This is a genomic window from Georhizobium profundi, assembly GCF_003952725.1.
In the GTDB taxonomy this organism is placed as follows: Bacteria; Pseudomonadota; Alphaproteobacteria; order Rhizobiales; family Rhizobiaceae; genus Georhizobium; species Georhizobium profundi.
This window is the reverse complement of record NZ_CP032509.1, coordinates 548,639-565,918: the sequence shown is the minus strand read 5'-3', so window position 1 is coordinate 565,918 and position 17,280 is coordinate 548,639. Positions and strand designations below refer to the sequence as shown.

12 protein-coding genes and 1 pseudogene are annotated in these 17,280 nt (G+C 62.9%); 8 read left to right on the top strand and 5 right to left on the bottom strand.

Going from position 1 to position 17,280, the window contains the following annotated elements; translation table 11 throughout:
* Positions 1-1,953, top strand: a complete 1,953-nt coding sequence (gene acs, locus D5400_RS02690; protein ID WP_126007418.1) for an acetate--CoA ligase — start codon at positions 1-3, stop codon at positions 1,951-1,953.
* 24 nt (positions 1,954-1,977) lie between these two features.
* Here acs and D5400_RS02685 read toward each other — a convergent pair whose 3' ends face one another.
* The 3 genes from D5400_RS02685 to D5400_RS02675 all read right to left on the bottom strand — a co-directional run bounded on the left by D5400_RS02685 (position 1,978) and on the right by D5400_RS02675 (position 4,734).
* Positions 1,978-2,568, bottom strand: coding sequence for a YqaA family protein (locus D5400_RS02685; protein WP_205665506.1), 591 nt, complete (start codon positions 2,566-2,568; stop codon positions 1,978-1,980).
* Between the two features lie 373 nt (positions 2,569-2,941).
* Entirely contained in the window at positions 2,942-4,321 is a 1,380-nt protein-coding gene (locus D5400_RS02680) for a TadE/TadG family type IV pilus assembly protein (RefSeq protein WP_126007414.1), read from the bottom strand.
* 188 nt (positions 4,322-4,509) lie between these two features.
* A complete protein-coding gene (locus D5400_RS02675) occupies positions 4,510-4,734 on the bottom strand; it encodes a DUF1674 domain-containing protein (protein WP_126012619.1) in 225 nt (74 codons plus the stop codon).
* 113 nt (positions 4,735-4,847) lie between these two features.
* Between D5400_RS02675 and htpX the strand changes: the two genes are divergently transcribed.
* The 4 genes from htpX (at position 4,848) to purH (ending at position 10,703) form a co-directional block, all read left to right on the top strand.
* The gene (htpX, locus tag D5400_RS02670) at positions 4,848-5,780 is read left to right on the top strand and encodes a zinc metalloprotease HtpX (protein ID WP_126007412.1); all 933 of its coding nucleotides are present in this window, start codon (positions 4,848-4,850) and stop codon (positions 5,778-5,780) included.
* On the top strand, positions 5,771-7,162 hold the full coding sequence (locus D5400_RS02665) for an RsmB/NOP family class I SAM-dependent RNA methyltransferase (protein WP_126007410.1): 1,392 nt from the start codon (positions 5,771-5,773) through the stop codon (positions 7,160-7,162). The genes htpX and D5400_RS02665 overlap by 10 nt, the downstream gene beginning before the upstream one ends.
* A gap of 131 nt (positions 7,163-7,293) precedes the next feature.
* Positions 7,294-8,979, top strand: a complete 1,686-nt coding sequence (locus D5400_RS02660) for a heparinase II/III family protein (protein WP_126007408.1) — start codon at positions 7,294-7,296, stop codon at positions 8,977-8,979.
* A gap of 107 nt (positions 8,980-9,086) precedes the next feature.
* Complete coding sequence (purH, locus tag D5400_RS02655; RefSeq protein ID WP_126007406.1) at positions 9,087-10,703, top strand: bifunctional phosphoribosylaminoimidazolecarboxamide formyltransferase/IMP cyclohydrolase; 1,617 nt, start codon at positions 9,087-9,089, stop codon at positions 10,701-10,703.
* A gap of 6 nt (positions 10,704-10,709) precedes the next feature.
* On the opposite strand, the gene D5400_RS02650 is transcribed toward purH, so the two are convergent.
* Positions 10,710-12,050, bottom strand: coding sequence for an MFS transporter (locus D5400_RS02650; protein WP_126012616.1), 1,341 nt, complete (start codon positions 12,048-12,050; stop codon positions 10,710-10,712).
* A gap of 190 nt (positions 12,051-12,240) precedes the next feature.
* Positions 12,241-12,900 (bottom strand): YggS family pyridoxal phosphate-dependent enzyme, encoded by a 660-nt coding sequence (locus D5400_RS02645; RefSeq protein WP_126007404.1) that lies wholly within the window; start codon positions 12,898-12,900, stop codon positions 12,241-12,243.
* A 161-nt stretch (positions 12,901-13,061) separates the two neighbouring features.
* On the opposite strand from D5400_RS02645, the gene leuS reads away from it, so the two are divergent.
* From leuS to holA, 3 genes and pseudogenes are all read left to right on the top strand, one after another.
* Positions 13,062-15,680, top strand: a complete 2,619-nt coding sequence (gene leuS / locus D5400_RS02640; protein WP_126007402.1) for a leucine--tRNA ligase — start codon at positions 13,062-13,064, stop codon at positions 15,678-15,680.
* Positions 15,667-16,236 (top strand): LPS assembly lipoprotein LptE, encoded by a 570-nt coding sequence (gene lptE, locus D5400_RS02635; RefSeq protein WP_126007400.1) that lies wholly within the window; start codon positions 15,667-15,669, stop codon positions 16,234-16,236. Before leuS ends, lptE begins: the two co-directional genes overlap by 14 nt.
* Positions 16,214-17,265, top strand: a pseudogene (gene holA, locus D5400_RS02630) (DNA polymerase III subunit delta). Before lptE ends, holA begins: the two are co-directional and overlap by 23 nt.
* The last annotated feature ends 15 nt before the right edge of the window (positions 17,266-17,280 follow it).

The window sequence follows — 17,280 nt, the reverse complement described above, 5'->3', positions numbered from 1 at the left end:
ATGTCCGCTGCCGTCTACAAAGTACCCCAGGATGCGGAAGCGCGTGCCAAGATCAACCGGTCGACCTATGAGCAATGGTACGCCGAGAGCATCGACAATCCGGAAGCGTTCTGGTCCGAACACGGCAAGCGGATCGACTGGTTCAAGCCCTACACCAAGGTCAAGAACACCAGCTTCGAGGGCGATGTCTCCATCAAGTGGTTCGAAGACGGCCTGACCAACGTCTCCTACAACTGCATCGACCGGCATCTGGACAAGCGCGGCGATCAGGTCGCGATCATCTGGGAAGGCGACGACCCGGCCGACGACAAGAAGATCACCTATCGCGAACTGCATGACGCCGTCTGCCGGCTCGCCAACGTCATGAAGGACAATGGCGTCAAGAAGGGCGACCGCGTCACCATCTACATGCCGATGATCGCGGAAGCGGCCTATGCGATGCTGGCCTGTGCCCGCATCGGCGCGATCCACTCGATCGTCTTCGGCGGCTTCTCGCCCGACGCACTGGCCGGCCGCATCGTCGACGCCGCCTCGACCTTCATCATCACCTCTGACGAGGGTCTGCGCGGCGGCAAGAAAGTGCCGCTCAAGGTCAACACCGACAAGGCGATCGAGATTGCCAAGAAGCAGGGCGCAGACGTCGCCAACGTGCTGGTCGTCAAGCGCACCGGCGCCGATGTGGCCTGGCACGAAGGCCGCGACATCGCCTATGAGGAAGCCGTCGCCAAGGCATCCGCGACATGCGAACCGGAACAGATGAATGCGGAAGACCCGCTTTTCATCCTCTACACGTCTGGCTCCACCGGCAAACCCAAAGGCGTGCTGCACACCACGGGCGGCTACCTCGTCTACGCCTCGATGACTCACGAATACGTCTTCGACTACCATGATGGCGACATCTACTGGTGCACGGCGGACGTGGGCTGGGTCACCGGTCACTCCTACATCGTCTACGGCCCGCTCGCGAACGGCGCGACGACGCTGATGTTCGAAGGCGTGCCGAACTACCCGTCGCCCGCCCGCTTCTGGGAGGTGGTCGACAAACACCAGGTCAACATCTTCTACACCGCACCGACGGCGATCCGCGCGCTGATGGGCGCCGGAAACGACCATGTTACGAAGACGTCGCGCGAGTCGCTGCGCACGCTGGGCTCGGTCGGCGAGCCGATCAACCCCGAAGCCTGGGAGTGGTACTACAACATTGTCGGCGACAAGCGCTGCCCCATCGTGGACACCTGGTGGCAGACCGAAACCGGCGGCATTCTCATCACGCCGCTGCCCGGCGCGATCGACCTCAAGCCGGGTTCGGCGACCCTGCCCTTCTTCGGCGTCAAGCCCGAGCTCGTCGATGCCGAGGGCAAGGTCCTGGAAGGCGCGACGGACGGAAATCTCTGCATCGCCGATTCATGGCCGGGTCAGATGCGCACGGTCTATGGCGACCACGAGCGTTTCATCCAGACCTACTTCTCCGCCTACAAGGGCAAGTACTTCACCGGTGACGGCTGCCGCCGCGATGCCGACGGCTATTACTGGATTACCGGCCGCGTCGACGACGTGATCAACGTCTCCGGCCACCGCATGGGCACCGCCGAAGTGGAATCGGCGCTGGTTGCGCATGAATCCGTGTCCGAAGCGGCGGTCGTCGGCTATCCGCACGACGTGAAGGGCCAGGGCATCTATTGCTACGTGACCCTCATGGGCGGCGTGGAGCCGAGCGATGAGCTGAAGAAGGATCTCGTCAAGCACGTGCGCAACGAGATCGGGCCGATCGCGTCACCAGACAAGATCCAGTTCGCGCCGGGCCTGCCCAAGACCCGCTCGGGCAAGATCATGCGCCGTATTCTCCGCAAGATCGCCGAGGACGATTTCGGTGCGCTCGGCGACACGTCGACGCTCGCCGATCCGGCCGTCGTCGACGATTTGATCGAGCACCGCGAAAACCGGAAGGTCTGATCCGTCAGGCTTTCCGGAATCCGGCTACCACCAAAGCTTGTAGCCGTAATAGCCGGCTAAGAGCAGGCCTGCAGCAACGCCACAACCGACCAGCAAGGCGCGTCGGTTGTGGCGCCATGCATCGATCACGTGCTCGCCGACCAGATAGACGATAAGGGCCAGACCGTAATAGCGCACACCGCGCGCAATGAACGCTGCCAGCAGAAAGAGCGGCAGCGAGTAGCCCGCAGCGCCTGCCGTCAGCATCCCGATCTGGAATGGGATGGGGATGATGCCGACGGCGATGATCGCCCAGAAGCCGTGGTTCTGGAAAAGCTCGAGAAACTCGGCGTAGCCGGCCTGCCAGCCGAAGGTTTCGATAGCCCAGCGGCCGGCTGTCTCGAAGAAGAGATAGCCGAGGAGATAGCCAAAAAGCGCCCCCGCGAGACATCCGGCCAGCACGATGGTGGCGAGCCAGAACATGCGCGCGCGATGGATCGCCATATAGGGCACGAGAATCAGCTCGATCGGGATCGGAACGATGACCGTTTCGGCGAAAGAGGCCCCGAAGAGCAGCGTTTTCTCGTGGCGTGAACGCGCAAGCCGCTCCAGCCAGTCCTCGACCTTGTTCTTCATCCGATAAGCCACTCCATGCACGCGCCCCGGGCTTTCGTCTCGCCCGCAAGGACCATGGAAAGCAACCGCGGCGAAATGGCGACCCGCGATAAAGGTTCCTTCGACAAGGGCCATTGCCACGGGAGCGGAAGCGACCCATATTCCTTTTCATGTGCAACGAAACGAAAGGAGGTGATCCGATGTCGAGTGATTTTGGTATCCGTCGCGAGGCTTTGGTGGATCGTCGCCACGGGGAGCAGCCTTCCCGTTGATCGGCAGGACATAAGCGGTGCCGGCCGGACCATAGGCTGGCCGACGGCGCCGCGGCGGATGCGAGTCACGCCAAACCGAACCGCCCCGATCACGATCGGGGCGGTTCTTTTTTGGCCGGATGTCAGCGGACGAGACGAAGCGACTGAATGGTGCGGCTGATCTCGGTATAGGCGGCGGTGAGGTCAGCACCCGTCGTGGCACTGTAGAAATACTGGATGGCGCCATCCTGCGGGGTTGCGCAATCGCGCAGCATGTTCATGGCGCGTGTCCCGTCGCGGAGCCCGAAGCCGATGGTGAAGACCGTGATGCGATCTTCCTTCATCGCCTTGCAGAGTGCCAGGGCCTGATTGGTGGCGCGGACAGCCTCACGCTCCTGCGGGCCCTGCGGGAGCTGCCGGTTGGATCCCGAGAACGCGGTGTTGAACTCGCCATCGGTCATGATGATCGCGTATTTCTTCACCGTGTCCGAACTGGTCGCGGGATCACGAGGCTTCGATCCTTCCGGAAGATAGTCTGCCCATTCCGGCGCAAGCATGTACCAGGCCCATTGGATACCGATCTGGCCGGCAGTAACTCCTTTGGCCGTGAAGGTTGCGATCGATGACGTCAGACGGTCTTTATCGTTCGTCAGCGGGATCAGCGCGACGGTCGGGCACGACGAAAGACGGTCGTCGCGATTGACCATGGCGCGATCCGGCCCATCCGGCATAACCGCGTAGTCACCCTTGCGCTCCGTGGCGCACGTGTCTTTTGCAAGAGGACCAGACCCCGAGAGGTTCGCAGAAGGCGAGAGTCCGGCGGGACGCTGCCCGCTTTCGATCATCGTCGTGAAATCACCGAACCGCAGCGGTGCCGTGTTGGCTCCTCCATCGTCCGGAAAGACATACCGCGCCAGACTGCCCGCATTGACCGCCTCGGCGTAAGGCACCGAACTGACGCGAACCGTCTCGCTTTCTCCATCACCTAAGAGAAGCGTCACGCCCTCTGTTGCCGCCTTCTTGAGGTCGCGCAGCCGTGCGCCTCCCATGGAGCCGGTGACGTCAAACGTCATCGCCACTTCCACATAGGTCGTGCCGTAGAGTGCTGCGGAATTGGTGCGCAGCGTCAGTGCATTGTTCTCGCCGAAGAAGCGAAACATCGTATCAAAGTCGCGCGTGCCATTGGCCGACAGCGTCTTCGTTGTTTCGTTGAACTGGATATTCTCGATCCGGTAGCCGGCGACCTCCTCGGCCGAAACGTTCAAATTGGCGGCGAACATCGCGTTCATGTAATTTTCGGCTTCGGCGCGGGTGATCTCGCCAAGCGAGATCGACCGGGCCGTTGCAAGCACCGCCGCATCCAGCGCGTTCGCCATGGAACTGCGCTCCGTCATCGCGCGGGAGACCTCGACGGCGAGCCCGCCTGCCGTGAGAAGCACGACGGCAGTCAAGCCGAACATGATCGCAATGTTGCCCGCTTCGTCCTTGGCAAACCGGCGATAGTGAGAAAGCAAGTTCAGCATCGGCGCTGCTCCGAGATAATCCGTCGACCATCGGAACACAGCTGATTTGGCGCTGCCCAACTGTCCCGTGATCGAACGCTATCCTCGGGCAAGCAAGGTTAAGCGAGATGTAACGGCGCCTGAGCTTCGCTTCACAAGCTTAGTGGGGCGGCAATGCTTTTGCGACAATTTGAAATATCGAGAGAGATCTAGAAATCGATCGCCCGGCCATCGATCTCCCAATCGCCGAAACGCGCCGGATCGAGGCCACCGCGTCCGCCAATTTCGCGAGGCTGTTGCAGTTCACGCGCCTTCGCCCGGCGTTCCTCCGCTTCGGCAAGAGCGCGCTTGGCCGCTTCCGTGAGCGGCCGACGCTCTTCCTTCGGCATGATCTGCTCTGCAGCAACTTCATGATTTTCAGCGGATTCGGTCATCATTCGGCTTTCATGCTGAGAATATTGACGTGACTTGGCCGGCTCCTCACATATAGAGGCGCCTGACGCCCGGGAAAAGCCCGGCGAGCCGGCAGCAAACGGAGCCGATAACGATGAACCTTGTTCGTACCGCGATGCTGATTGCCTTCATGACTGCGCTGTTCATGGGCGTCGGGCTTCTGATCGGCGGCACGAACGGCATGCTGATCGCGCTGGTCGTTGCCATGGGCATGAACCTTTTCGCCTACTGGAACTCCGACAAGATGGTGCTGCGCATGCACCACGCTCAGGAGGTCGATGAGCGTACGGCTCCGGAGTTCTACGGCATGGTCGCGGGGCTTGCCGAAAATGCGGGCCTTCCGATGCCGAAGGTCTACGTGATCAACAACCCGCAGCCTAACGCCTTCGCCACGGGCCGAAACCCCGAAAACGCCGCCGTCGCGGCAACCACCGGGCTGCTCAACAGCCTATCGCATGAGGAAGTGGCAGCCGTCATGGCGCATGAGCTTGCCCATGTGCAGAACCGCGACACACTCATCATGACCATCACCGCGACGCTCGCCGGCGCGATTTCCATGCTGGGCAATTTCGCGTTCTTCTTCGGCAACAACCGCAACAACCCGCTCGGTATCATCGGCGTGCTGCTGGCCATGATCGTCGCGCCCTTCGCTGCGATGCTGGTGCAGATGGCAATCAGCCGTACCCGCGAATACTCCGCCGACAAGCGCGGCGCCGAAATCTGCGGCAATCCGCTGTGGCTCGCCTCTGCCCTGCGCAAGATCGCCGGTGGTGCAAAGCGCGTCGTCAACGAAGACGCCGAGCGCAACCCGGCCACCGCGCATATGTTCATCATCAATCCGCTGAACGGCCAGCGCATGGACGGCCTGTTCTCGACCCACCCGGCTACGGAAAACCGCATCGCAGCGCTGGAGCAGCTGCATCAGGAGATGGGTGGCAGCGCGCCGGCCCAGGCAACCATGCAAAGCGCCCGCCGCGGACCATGGGATAACGGGCCGTCCTCGACGCCGAGAGGTCCGTGGTCTTGAGCGCCGGTAAGGCCGGCCAGCCGCTCAAACGCCAGGAAACGTCGACGCACGCACAGCCTTCGAACCAGAAACCCGGTCTCGCAACGCGCCAGGCCGCGACGCGTCTGCTGGGCGCAGTGATCGATCGCGCGATCTCGCTTGATGGTTTGCTCGAGCCTGAAAACGGCAACGCGACCTATCGCGCCCTGCCGCCGGCCGATCAGTCGCTTGTGCGCGCCATCCTGCTGACCGCGCTGCGCAACCTGCCGGTCCTCGACGCGGCCATCGATGCGATGGTCGATCGCAAGCTGCCCGATGGTGCGCGCTCGCTGCGTCACATCCTGATCGTAGCCGCCACGCAGATTCTCTTCCTGGACATTCCCGATCGTGCCGCCGTCGATCTCGCGGTGGAACAGACTCATGCGGACCCCCGCAGCCGCCGCTTCGCAAACCTCGCGAACGCCGTCCTCCGCCGCCTGTCGCGTGAAGGACAGGCCGTGCTCGAGCAGGTCAAGGACCAGGCGGCGGGCGGTCCGCCCTGGTTGGTCGACATGCTGCAAAGCCACTATGGAAAAGAGCATGCCAGGCGCATTTTGGACGCGCACCGGTTTGCTCCACCGCTCGACCTGACGGTGAAATCCGATGCGGCAGGTTGGGCCGAGCGCCTCGGCGGCATCGTCGTTGCCACCGGCAGCGTTCGACTCCCCGCAGCCCACGGTGCGATCCCTGAGCTTGAAGGCTTCGATGAAGGCGCCTGGTGGGTTCAGGATGCGGCCGCATCCATCCCCGCTCGGCTCTTCGGCGATATCGAAGGCCTTGCGGTCGCCGACCTCTGCGCAGCCCCGGGCGGCAAGACCGCGCAGCTTGCAGCCGGCGGCGGCAAGGTCACGGCGTTCGATCTCTCTGCCAATCGCTTGCGCCGTCTTGGCGAAAACATGGATCGGTTAGGCTTGAAGGTCGAAACGATCGTGGGCGATTTTCGCAAGACAGCCGGCAATCGAACATTCGATGCAGTGCTCCTCGATACGCCTTGCTCGTCCACCGGCACGATCCGCCGCCATCCCGACGTGCCGTGGACGAAGTCGGCCGAAGACGTCGCCAAACTCGCATCCCTGCAGGCCGACCTGCTCGACGCGGCGATCGGTCTCGTAAAGTCCGGCGGCAAACTTGTCTTCGCCAATTGCTCGCTCGACCCGTCCGAGGGCGAGACACTGATGAAGGCCTGCCTCGCCAAGCGCGACGATGTGGAACTGGTCGCGGTCGACCCGACCGACTGGCCGGGTCTCGAGGAAGCGATCACGAAGGAAGGCTTTTTCCGAACGACCCCAGCCATGATGCAGGGCGACACGCCGGAAACGTCCGGCCTCGACGGATTTTTCGCCGCAATCCTGCGTCGTCGCTGAATTTGACCATCTGCGCCGCCGATCTCCGGCAATTTTGTCATTTGTTTTAACGAATTGCCCTCAGACTCGCTATGCATGAGAATCACTTGGCCAATCCGGCCTGATGCAAGGGTCACGGGGTCGATTTGACATTGGCACTTTCAGACACGCGGCGTTCGCTGCGTCTCTACGCTGAGGAGGTCTGGCGTCGCTTTTACCGGCGCGTCGCCCTCGGCAGGGTGACCGCATTCCGTTTTGCCGGCATGACTCCCGATCGGCTGATCGTTGCGCCGACCGATCTGCGCATGGCAGACCGCCACATCGCAGACGAAATTTACGCAGGCCGGTTCCCCTTGGCAGGTCAGGTCTTCGAGACCTACGGCGACTCCCCCTTTATCGTGGACCTTCCGTCGGAAGAATTCGCCGAGCGGCTGCATTCGTTCCGCTGGCTTCGGCATCTGCGTGCCGCCAACACCGAGCTTGCCTTCTCCAACGCGCGCGCGTTGGTCGACGAGTGGATCACGATCCATGGACGGCGGGTCGATGGCGCCGGCTGGCGGCCGGAGATCATGGCCGAGCGTGTGCTCGCCTGGATGTCCCATTCCACCGTGGTTCTCAAAGGGTCCGATCACGGCTTCTACCGGCGCTTCCTGAAAAGCCTCGCGTTCCAGGTCCGCTATCTGCGCCATATCGCGCCGACCACGCCGAATGGCGAAACGCGCCTGAAGGTGCGCATCGCCCTGGCGATGGCGACACTCGCGATGCCGGCAAGCCCCGCCGCCATCCGGACAGCGGCAAAAAACCTCGACCTCGAACTCGACTGGCAGATCCTCGCCGATGGCGGGCATGTCTCGCGCTCGCCCGAAGTCGCGCTCGACCTGCTGTGCGACCTGCTGCCGCTGCGCCAGACCTACATCAATCTCGGCCAGACTTTGCCGAAGAAGCTGATCCCCGCGATCGACCGCATGTTTCCGGCACTGCGTTTTTTCCGGCACTCGAATGGCGAGCTGGCACTCTTCAACGGCGCGACATCGGTGTCCGCCGACCGATTGCTGTGCGTATTGCGCTATGACGAAAGCACCGGCCGTACCTTCAAGGCCGCGCCGCATCTCGGTTACCAGCGTCTCGAATGCGGACCGACGGTCGTCATCGCCGATACGGGCAGCCCACCGCCCGGCATCCTGTCGACACGGGCGCACGCGGGCTGTCTCGCCTTCGAAATGTCATCCGGCCGCAACCGCTTCATCGTCAATTCCGGCATGCCCGTTGCGGCAAGCCGCGAATTCCAGTCGCTGGCGCGCTCCACCGCTGCGCATTCGACTGTTGTCGTTCAGGACACCTCCTCCAGCCGGCAGTCGCAGTCGCGCTTTCTTGGACCCATCATGATCGGCGGCATCCGCACCGTCTCGCTGGAGCGCATCGACAGCGACACGGGCAACCAGGGCTTCGTTGCCCGGCATGATGGCTATCTCGCCCGGTTCGGCCTTTATCACGAGCGGGAAATCCGCCTCTCGCCGGACGGCGCGCGGATTGTCGGCCGCGATCGTATTCTGCGGCGCGGCGACAAGGATCCGGAGCCGTCCGACAAGCGTGTAGCGGTCGCACGCTTCCACATCCATCCGAAGATTGCGATCAACCAGGCGTCGAGCGGCAACGTTCTCCTGACGGCACCCGACGGAGAACGCTGGACGTTCGAATGCGTGGAAACGAAACCTGCGGTCGAAGACAGCATCTATCTCGCCGACATCACCGGTCCGCGACGCTCGTCCCAGATCACTGTCACGATGCGGCTTGGCCAAACACCTGAAGTTCAATGGACGATGACCCGGCTGGTTTGACCGCCGGCTGCCGCCAAAGCGTTTCCTCTCGCGCCATGCTGTGCTAGGCGACCCCCGAATTCGCCGGAAGACCCTCCCGCGTTCCGGCTCCAAGGGGATTGATCAAAATGGCCGTTTCATCGAAGCGCGTTCCGGCGCCGGACCTCGTCACCATTCGTCGCGCATTGCTGTCGGTCTCCGACAAGCAGGGCCTGATCGAATTTGCGACCGCGCTCTCGAAACTCGGCGTCGAACTGCTGTCGACGGGGGGAACGGCCCGTGCGATCGCAGAGGCTGGTCTGCCCGTGCGCGACGTGTCCGATGTCACCGGCTTTCCGGAAATCATGGACGGCCGCGTGAAGACGCTGCATCCCGGCGTGCATGGCGGACTTCTGGCGATCCGTGACGACGCCGAGCACGCCGAGGCGATGCAAAAGCATGGCATCGTTCCGATCGATCTGGCCGTGATCAACCTCTATCCGTTCGAAGAGGTGCGCGCGAAGGGCGCCGATTACGAGACGAGCGTCGAGAACATCGACATCGGCGGCCCCGCCATGATCCGCGCCGCGGCGAAGAACCATGCCTATGTGACGATCGTCACCGACCCGGAAGACTATGGCGCAGTTCTGGAAGGCCTGGAGGCACACTCCGGCGCGCTGCCGCTTGCTGCCCGCAAGGAACTCGCAGCCAAGGCCTATGCCCGCACCGCCGCCTATGATGCGGCGATCTCGGGCTGGTTCGCTGAGGCCCTCGACCTCCCTGCCCCGCGCCACCGGTCGTTTGCCGGGAAGTTGAAGACCGTCATGCGCTACGGCGAGAACCCGCACCAGCAGGCTGGCTTCTACGTCACCGGCGAGCACCGCCCCGGCGTTGCTACCGCGACGCTGCACCAGGGCAAGGCGCTCTCCTACAACAACATCAACGATACCGATGCTGCCTTCGAGCTCGTCAGCGAGTTCGCCGCTGCGTCCGGCCCGGCCTGCGCGATCATCAAGCACGCCAACCCGTGCGGCGTGGCCGTCGGTCCGTCAGCGCTGGAAGCCTACCGAAAGGCGCTCGTCTGCGACCAGACATCGGCATTCGGCGGCATCGTCGCGCTCAACACCGAGCTCGATGCGGAAGCTGCCCGCGCGATTACGGAGATCTTCATCGAGGTGATCATCGCGCCATCCGCCACGGAAGAAGCGATGGCGATCGTCGCCGCAAAGAAGAACCTGCGGCTCATGACAACCGGCGCGCTGGCCGATCCTGCCGCTGCCGGCATGACGGTTCGATCCGTAGCCGGTGGTCTGCTCGTCCAGAACCGCGACAATGCGCTTGTCGATCAAATGGACCTCAAGATCGTCACCAAGCGGGCACCGAGCGAAACCGAATTGGCCGATCTGCGCTTCGCCTTCCGGGTGGCCAAGCACGTGAAATCGAATGCAATCGTCTATGCAAAGCACGGCGCGACCGTCGGCATCGGTGCGGGTCAGATGAGCCGCGTCGACTCCGCGCGCATCGCCGCTCGCAAAGCCATTGATGCCGCCGAAGTGCTTGGCCTGCCCGAGCCGCTGACCCGTGGTTCGGTAGTGGCGTCAGATGCCTTCTTCCCCTTCGCCGATGGTCTGCTGACGGCGATCGAAGCCGGTGCAACGGCCGTGATCCAGCCGGGCGGCTCCATGCGCGACGACGAGGTGATTGCCGCAGCCGACGAGGCCGGCATCGCTATGGTCTTCACCGGTGTGCGCCACTTCCGGCACTAACCCCCGTCACAGGGGACGGGATGGCGGCACCGGCTTGTTGGCGGGATAGGGCGTCGCGACCAAGATCGCGAGCCCGACCACGAGGAACAGCACCAGCGTCGCCATGCCGAGCCTCGCCGAGCCGCTGAGTGCGGTGACCGTCGCCACGGTGAAGGGCGCAAGGAACGACGTCGCGCGGCCCGCAAGAGCGTAGAGCCCGAAATAGCGCCCTGCTTCCTCGGGCGTCACCGATCGGGCGAAGAACGAGCGCGACGAGGCCTGCACCGGACCGAAGGCGACGCCGATCAGCAGGCCGAAGAAGATGTAAGCCTTCTCCGCCGGCGTGCCGAAGAGCCCGCCGGAATCCTCCAGCCCGAGCTGCCACCAGCCGAAAAGCGTAAAGCCGGGTCCGGTCGAGACGATGCCGATACAGGCGATCGTCAGGCAGACCAGCGAGATGATCACCAGCACCTTCGAACCGACGGTTCGATCGAGACGGCTTGCCGCCAGGCAACCGAAGATCGCGACGACGTTGAGGATGATGCCGAAAACGCCGATCTCTGTCGTCTGCCACGCAAACATCGCCGCAGCAAAGGTCCCGCCAAGCGCGATGAGCCCGTTGACGCCGTCCTGATAGATCATGCGGGCAACCAGAAACCTCAGGATCGCCTTGCGCTCGCGCAGTTCCCCCCAAGTTGCCTTGAGATCGCTCCATCCGTCGCGGACGGCGCCGCCCAGTGGTTTGACTTGCGGCGTGTCCGGCGTCAGCAGGAACATCGGCAGGATGAAAACGAGGTACCAGACAGCGGCAAGCGGACCGGTAGCGCGGGCGGCTTCGCCTGCAGCAGGATCAAGCCCGAAGATCGGCGGCAGGCCGATCAGCGTCAGCCCGGTTTCCTCGGACGCCGCCATGAGAGCGACGACGCAGATGAGAACGAGCATGCCGCCCAGATAACCGAGGCCCCAGGCGATATTGGAATAACGCCCGATCTCCCGACTGGTCATGAGGCTCGGGATCATCGCATCGTTGAAGACGATCGAGAATTCCGCGGCGATCGAAGCGATGACGATCAGCAGGAACGGATAGATCAGGGCGGAGCCTGGCTCCGCGTTCCATAGCAGAACCAGCGCCACGATCTTCACGCAGGCAAAAGCTGCGATCCATCGCTTGCGCGCACCCGTCTGGTCCGCAATGGCACCGAGCACCGGCGAGAGAACGGCGATCAGCAAGCCCGAGAACGCAATCGCGTAGCCCCACCATGCCTGCCCGCGCACGGGGTCGTCCGCGAGTTGCGAGACGAAATAGGGGCCGAAGATGAAGGTGATGACGACGGTGAAGAAGGGCTGCGCCGCCCAGTCGAATCCCATCCAGCCATAGATGCCGCGCTTGCGCTCGCTCTCCGAGACTGCCTCAGAAACAACGCTCACGACAGTGCGCCCGCGCGAGCATGAAGCGACAGACCTTCCCGCAAACGACCCATCGATTTCCCCCAATCCAATCGCTTTGCCCGTTTATGGCATGCAACGGTGTCGGAGGCATCACAGGATTTTTCCGGGTTCAGCGGGTCCCGAAGATCGCTGAACCAACCCGCACGCTGGTTGCGCCGAAACCGATCGCAATCTCGAAGTCCGCGGACATGCCCATGGAAAGCTTCTCGACCCCGGCTTCCCGCGCCAGCTTTCGCAGCAGCGCGAAATGAGGGCCTGGTGCTTCGTCCACCGGCGGAATGCACATGAGCCCGACCACGTCGAGCTTGTGGACGTCGCGACAGCGCTCGACAAACGCCAGCGTCTCGATCGGGGAGATGCCCGCCTTCTGCTCCTCCTCGCCGATATTGACCTGGACGTAGAACTGAAGCTGCCGGTTTTGCTTGGCGCATTCTGAAGCCAGAGCCGCCGCGATCTTTTCACGATCCACCGTCTCGATCACGTCGAACAGCGCCACAGCATCGGCCGCCTTGTTGGATTGCAGCGGCCCGATGAGATGCAGTTCCAGATCGGGAAACTCTGCTCGCAGCGCAGGCCACTTGGCTTGCGCTTCCTGAACACGGTTTTCGCCGAACACCCGCTGTCCTGCTTCGATCACCGGGCGAATGGCCTCCGCCTCGAATGTCTTGCTGACGGCCACCAGCTCAACGTCGCCAGCTTCTCGCTCCGCCTTGCGTTCAGCGCGGCTGATCTTCTGCTTGATGGCGGCCAGATTATCGACTGCGCTCACATCTCTCTCCCTGATTGCGACCAGCACCTAGCGCGGCGCGCCGACCACGGCAATGCCGCCGCGCGCGTGGAGAGCGCTGGAATGGTTGACGATCATGGGGTTTCATGGTGAAGGTCCCGCCCACACCCAACTCCCGACAGTTCCGGAATTCCAAGGCAGCCATGGCGATCGAACGATACAATCCACGCGAAACCGAGCCGAAATGGCAGGCGCGCTGGGCCGAAGATCAGGTCTTCGAAACGAAGGATGATGCTGCCGGCGAGAAATACTACGTGCTTGAGATGTTTCCCTATCCCTCTGGGCGCATCCACATGGGTCACGTGCGCAACTACGCCATGGGCGATGTCGTTGCCCGCTATAAAAGAGCGCGCGGCTTCAACGTGCTGCACCCGATGGGCTGGGACGCGTTTGGCATGCCGGCCGAGAACGCTGCCATACAGAACAAGGTTCATCCCAAGGAATGGACCTACCAGAACATCGACACGATGCGGCGCCAGCTGAAATCGATGGGCCTGTCGCTTGACTGGAGCCGCGAATTTGCGACCTGCGACGTGGAATATTATCAGCGCCAGCAGCATCTCTTCCTCGACTTTCTGGAGAAGGGCCTCGTCTATCGCCGCGAGTCCAAGGTCAACTGGGATCCGATCGACCAGACGGTTCTGGCCAATGAGCAGGTGATCGACGGCCGTGGCTGGCGTTCGGGCGCCCTCGTCGAGCAGCGCGAGCTGACGCAGTGGTTCTTCCGCATCACCGATTTCAGCGAGGACCTGCTGACGGCGCTCGACGGTCTCGATCGCTGGCCGGAAAAGGTCCGGACCATGCAGAAGAACTGGATCGGCAAGTCCGAAGGTCTCGTCATCCGCTGGGAGATCGACCCTGCAACGGCGCCCGCAGGCGCGACGGAGCTCGAAGTCTATACGACGCGACCCGACACGCTGTTTGGTGCGTCCTTCATGGCGATCTCGCCGGATCACCCGCTTGCGCGCCAGGCTGCTGCGTCGAACCCCGAACTTGAAGCCTTCTGCGAGGAGTGCCGACGTGCGGGCACTTCGCTGGCTGCGCTTGAGACTGCGGAGAAGAAGGGCTTCCCGACAGGGATTCACGTGAAACATCCCTTCGACGCGTCGTGGACGCTGCCGGTCTATGTCGCCAACTTCGTGCTGATGGATTACGGCACCGGTGCGATCTTCGGCTGCCCGTCCGGCGACCAGCGCGACCTCGATTTCGCCAATCGCTACGGTCTGCCGGTAACCCCGGTGGTGATGCCGAAGGATGCGGACGCCGCGTCGTTCCAGATCACCGAAACGGCCTACACGGGCGAAGGTGTGATGATCAACTCCTGCTTCCTCGACGGCATGACGCCTGACGAAGCATTCGAGGAGGTCGCACAGCGACTGGCCGAGAGGGAGATCAACGGCCGGCCGCAGGCGGAACGCAAGCTGAACTACCGCCTGCGCGACTGGGGCATTTCGCGCCAGCGCTACTGGGGATGCCCGATTCCCGTGATCCACTGCGAAGCGTGCGGCGTCGTGCCGGTGCCGAAGGCGGACCTTCCGGTGCAGCTGCCGGACGACATCAATTTCGACAAGCCGGGCAACCCGCTCGACCGCCATCCCACATGGCGCCACGTGTCCTGCCCGCAATGCGGTGCCGATGCGCGTCGCGAAACCGACACGATGGACACCTTCGTCGATTCCTCCTGGTATTTCGCCCGCTTCACCGCGCCCCGCGCCGATGCGCCGACCGAGCCCCAGACGGCGAATGCCTGGCTGCCTGTCGACCAATATATTGGCGGCATTGAGCACGCGATCTTGCACCTTCTCTATTCGCGCTTCTTCACCCGCGCGATGAAGGCGACAGGCCATCTCGATCTGGACGAGCCGTTCAAGGGCTTGTTCACACAAGGCATGGTCGTGCACGAAACCTACAAGGGTGAAGCCGGCTGGGTGGCCCCTGCCGATGTTCGGATCGAGGATGTCGAGGGCAGCCGCCGCGCAACCCATCTCGAAACGGGCGAAGCGCTGACGATCGGCTCGATCGAGAAGATGTCGAAGTCGAAAAAGAACGTCGTCGATCCGGACGACATCATCGCCTCGTTCGGCGCCGACACCGCGCGCTTCTTTATGCTGTCGGACTCACCACCTGAGCGCGATGTCATCTGGACCGAATCAGGCGTCGAGGGCGCCCATCGGTTTGTCCAGCGTGTCTGGAGACTGGTGCAGGAATCGGCACCGGCACTATCGGGCATTGCGCCTACCGCTGGCGCCTCTGGCCCTGCTCTCGAAGTATCGCGTGCCGCGCACAAGGCGCTGAAAGCCGTTGGTGAAGATCTTGAACGTCTCAGCTTCAATAAGGCTGTTGCGCGCATTTACGAGCTGACCAATGCTCTGTCCGTCCCGCTGCAGTCGGTCGCCAAGGGCGGTGCGGAGCCTGAGATGCTGGCTGCCTGCCGTGAGGCCGTTGAAATCCTGGTCCACCTGATTGCACCGATGACCCCTCACCTCGCCGAAGAGTGCTGGTCAGCGCTTGGAAACGACGGCATGGTTTCCATGGCGGCTTGGCCGGACTTCGACCCTGCACTGGTGGTGGAGGATGAAATCCTCCTGCCTGTCCAGATCAACGGCAAGAAGCGGGGCGATTTGACAATCGCGCGAGAAGCCTCGCAAGATGACGTGAAAGCCGCCGTGCTGGCGCTCGATTTCGTACAAGCAGCCATGGCTGGAAACGAGCCTAGGAAAATCATCATCGTTCCCCAGAGGATCGTGAATGTCGTTGTCTGACATCCGCCGTGCGATCGGCCGGCCTGTTCTTCGCCTCACAGCTGGGGCGCTGTGCCTCGGGCTTTCCGCTTGCCAGGTCACGCCGCTTTATGCTGATCGGTCGACGCCCGGTTACGACATGGCCGCCCGCCCGGCAGCAGACATCATCATCGAGGCAGCTGACGATCGGGTCGGCCAGGAGCTTCGCAACGAACTGATCTTCCTGCTTCACGGCGGCGCTGGGCAGCCAGCCGACGCGCGCTACCGCGTTGACCTCACGGTTACCCGCAGCGACGTTGGGATTCTGCGCAACCCGATCGATGGTCGGGCAACAGGTCAGAACCTGACCGTGCGCGCCGAATACCAGATCACGGATTCGGCAACCGGGGACGTCGTGGCTCTTCGCCGGCAAGCGGTCACAACGAGCTACGACCGTTTTGAGCAGGGCTTTGCCGATATACGCGCCGCGCGGGATGCGGAAAATCGTGCTGCGCGGGAGCTGGCAGAGCGCCTCAGAGCCGATCTCGCGCTGTTCCTGACGACAGAGGCAGCCCGTGGCTCAAATCAAGGCGCATGAATTCGAACGCCTGATTGCCAAGGGCCTCCCCCCGCAGCCAATCGTGCTGATTTATGGGCCCGATCGCGGACTGGTGGCTGAACGTGCGGGCAATCTGGTTGCGGCGAGCAAAGTTGATGCCGACGATCCCTTTTCGGCCGTGAGGCTAGACGCGGGTACGGTGAATTCCGATCCCGGCCGTTTGGTCGACGAGGCGCGCGCCATCGGCCTCTTCGGCGGGTTGCGGCTCGTCCGGCTGCTGGGTGCCGGTAACGACCGCGGCGTTCTGGAAGCGGTCGGAGAGCTGGCAAACAATCCCCCAACGATTGCCTCGTTCTCATCGAAGCCGGCGATCTCAAGAAGGGCACAGGACTTCGAAAACTCGTTGAGGAGGCGAAATCCGGGCTTGCCGTGCCTTGCTACGCCGATGAAGGGCGGAGCGTAAACGAGCTGATCGACAGCGAGATGTCGGCGGCAGGACTACGCCTGACCTCGGCCGCACGAGAACTCCTCGCGAGCCTCATCGGCGGTGACCGCCTGGCCTCGCGTGGCGAGATCCAGAAGCTTGCCCTCTACGCCCAAGGCAAGGACGTCGTCCAGGAAGAGGACGTCCTTGCGGTGATAGGGGATGCCTCCGCTTTATCAGTGGATGCAGCCGTGGATGCAGTGTTGTTGGGAGACGTCGAAGCGCTCGATCTTTCGCTGCGGCGGATCATGGCATCGAAGACATCGGTCTTCCTCGCCCTGCAAAGCTGTCTACGCCAGTTCCAGGCTCTCGAAACGATGCGGGCCTCGGTCGAGCAGGACGGCAAACCCGTCGGCAATGTGGTTGCAGAACAAGGTCGGCGCGTGCATTTCCGGCGAAAGCCGGCCCTGGAGAAGGCGCTTGCCGCTTGGCGAATGGATGCGATCGGCCAGGCTCTCACGCACCTGCAGGCCGCTATCCTTGAAACGCGGCGCCGGCCAGCGCTGGAGGACGCGATCGCGAGGCAGGCACTTCTAGCGCTGGCAGTGCGATCGGCCCGCGCCGCTCGCTTGCAACGCGCTTAATCATCCTTAGTCAGT

What these genes read in the sequence shown, in the direction of transcription:
- acs (WP_126007418.1), top strand. Translation starts at nt 1, where the DNA reads ATGTCCGCTGCCGTCTACAAAGTACCCCAGGATGCGGAAGCGCGTGCC.
- D5400_RS02685 (WP_205665506.1), bottom strand. Translation starts at nt 2,568, where the DNA reads ATGAAGAACAAGGTCGAGGACTGGCTGGAGCGGCTTGCGCGTTCACGC.
- D5400_RS02680 (WP_126007414.1), bottom strand. Translation starts at nt 4,321, where the DNA reads ATGCTGAACTTGCTTTCTCACTATCGCCGGTTTGCCAAGGACGAAGCG.
- D5400_RS02675 (WP_126012619.1), bottom strand. Translation starts at nt 4,734, where the DNA reads ATGACCGAATCCGCTGAAAATCATGAAGTTGCTGCAGAGCAGATCATG.
- htpX (WP_126007412.1), top strand. Translation starts at nt 4,848, where the DNA reads ATGAACCTTGTTCGTACCGCGATGCTGATTGCCTTCATGACTGCGCTG.
- purH (WP_126007406.1), top strand. Translation starts at nt 9,087, where the DNA reads ATGGCCGTTTCATCGAAGCGCGTTCCGGCGCCGGACCTCGTCACCATT.
- D5400_RS02650 (WP_126012616.1), bottom strand. Translation starts at nt 12,050, where the DNA reads ATGGGATTCGACTGGGCGGCGCAGCCCTTCTTCACCGTCGTCATCACC.
- leuS (WP_126007402.1), top strand. Translation starts at nt 13,062, where the DNA reads ATGGCGATCGAACGATACAATCCACGCGAAACCGAGCCGAAATGGCAG.
- lptE (WP_126007400.1), top strand. Translation starts at nt 15,667, where the DNA reads ATGTCGTTGTCTGACATCCGCCGTGCGATCGGCCGGCCTGTTCTTCGC.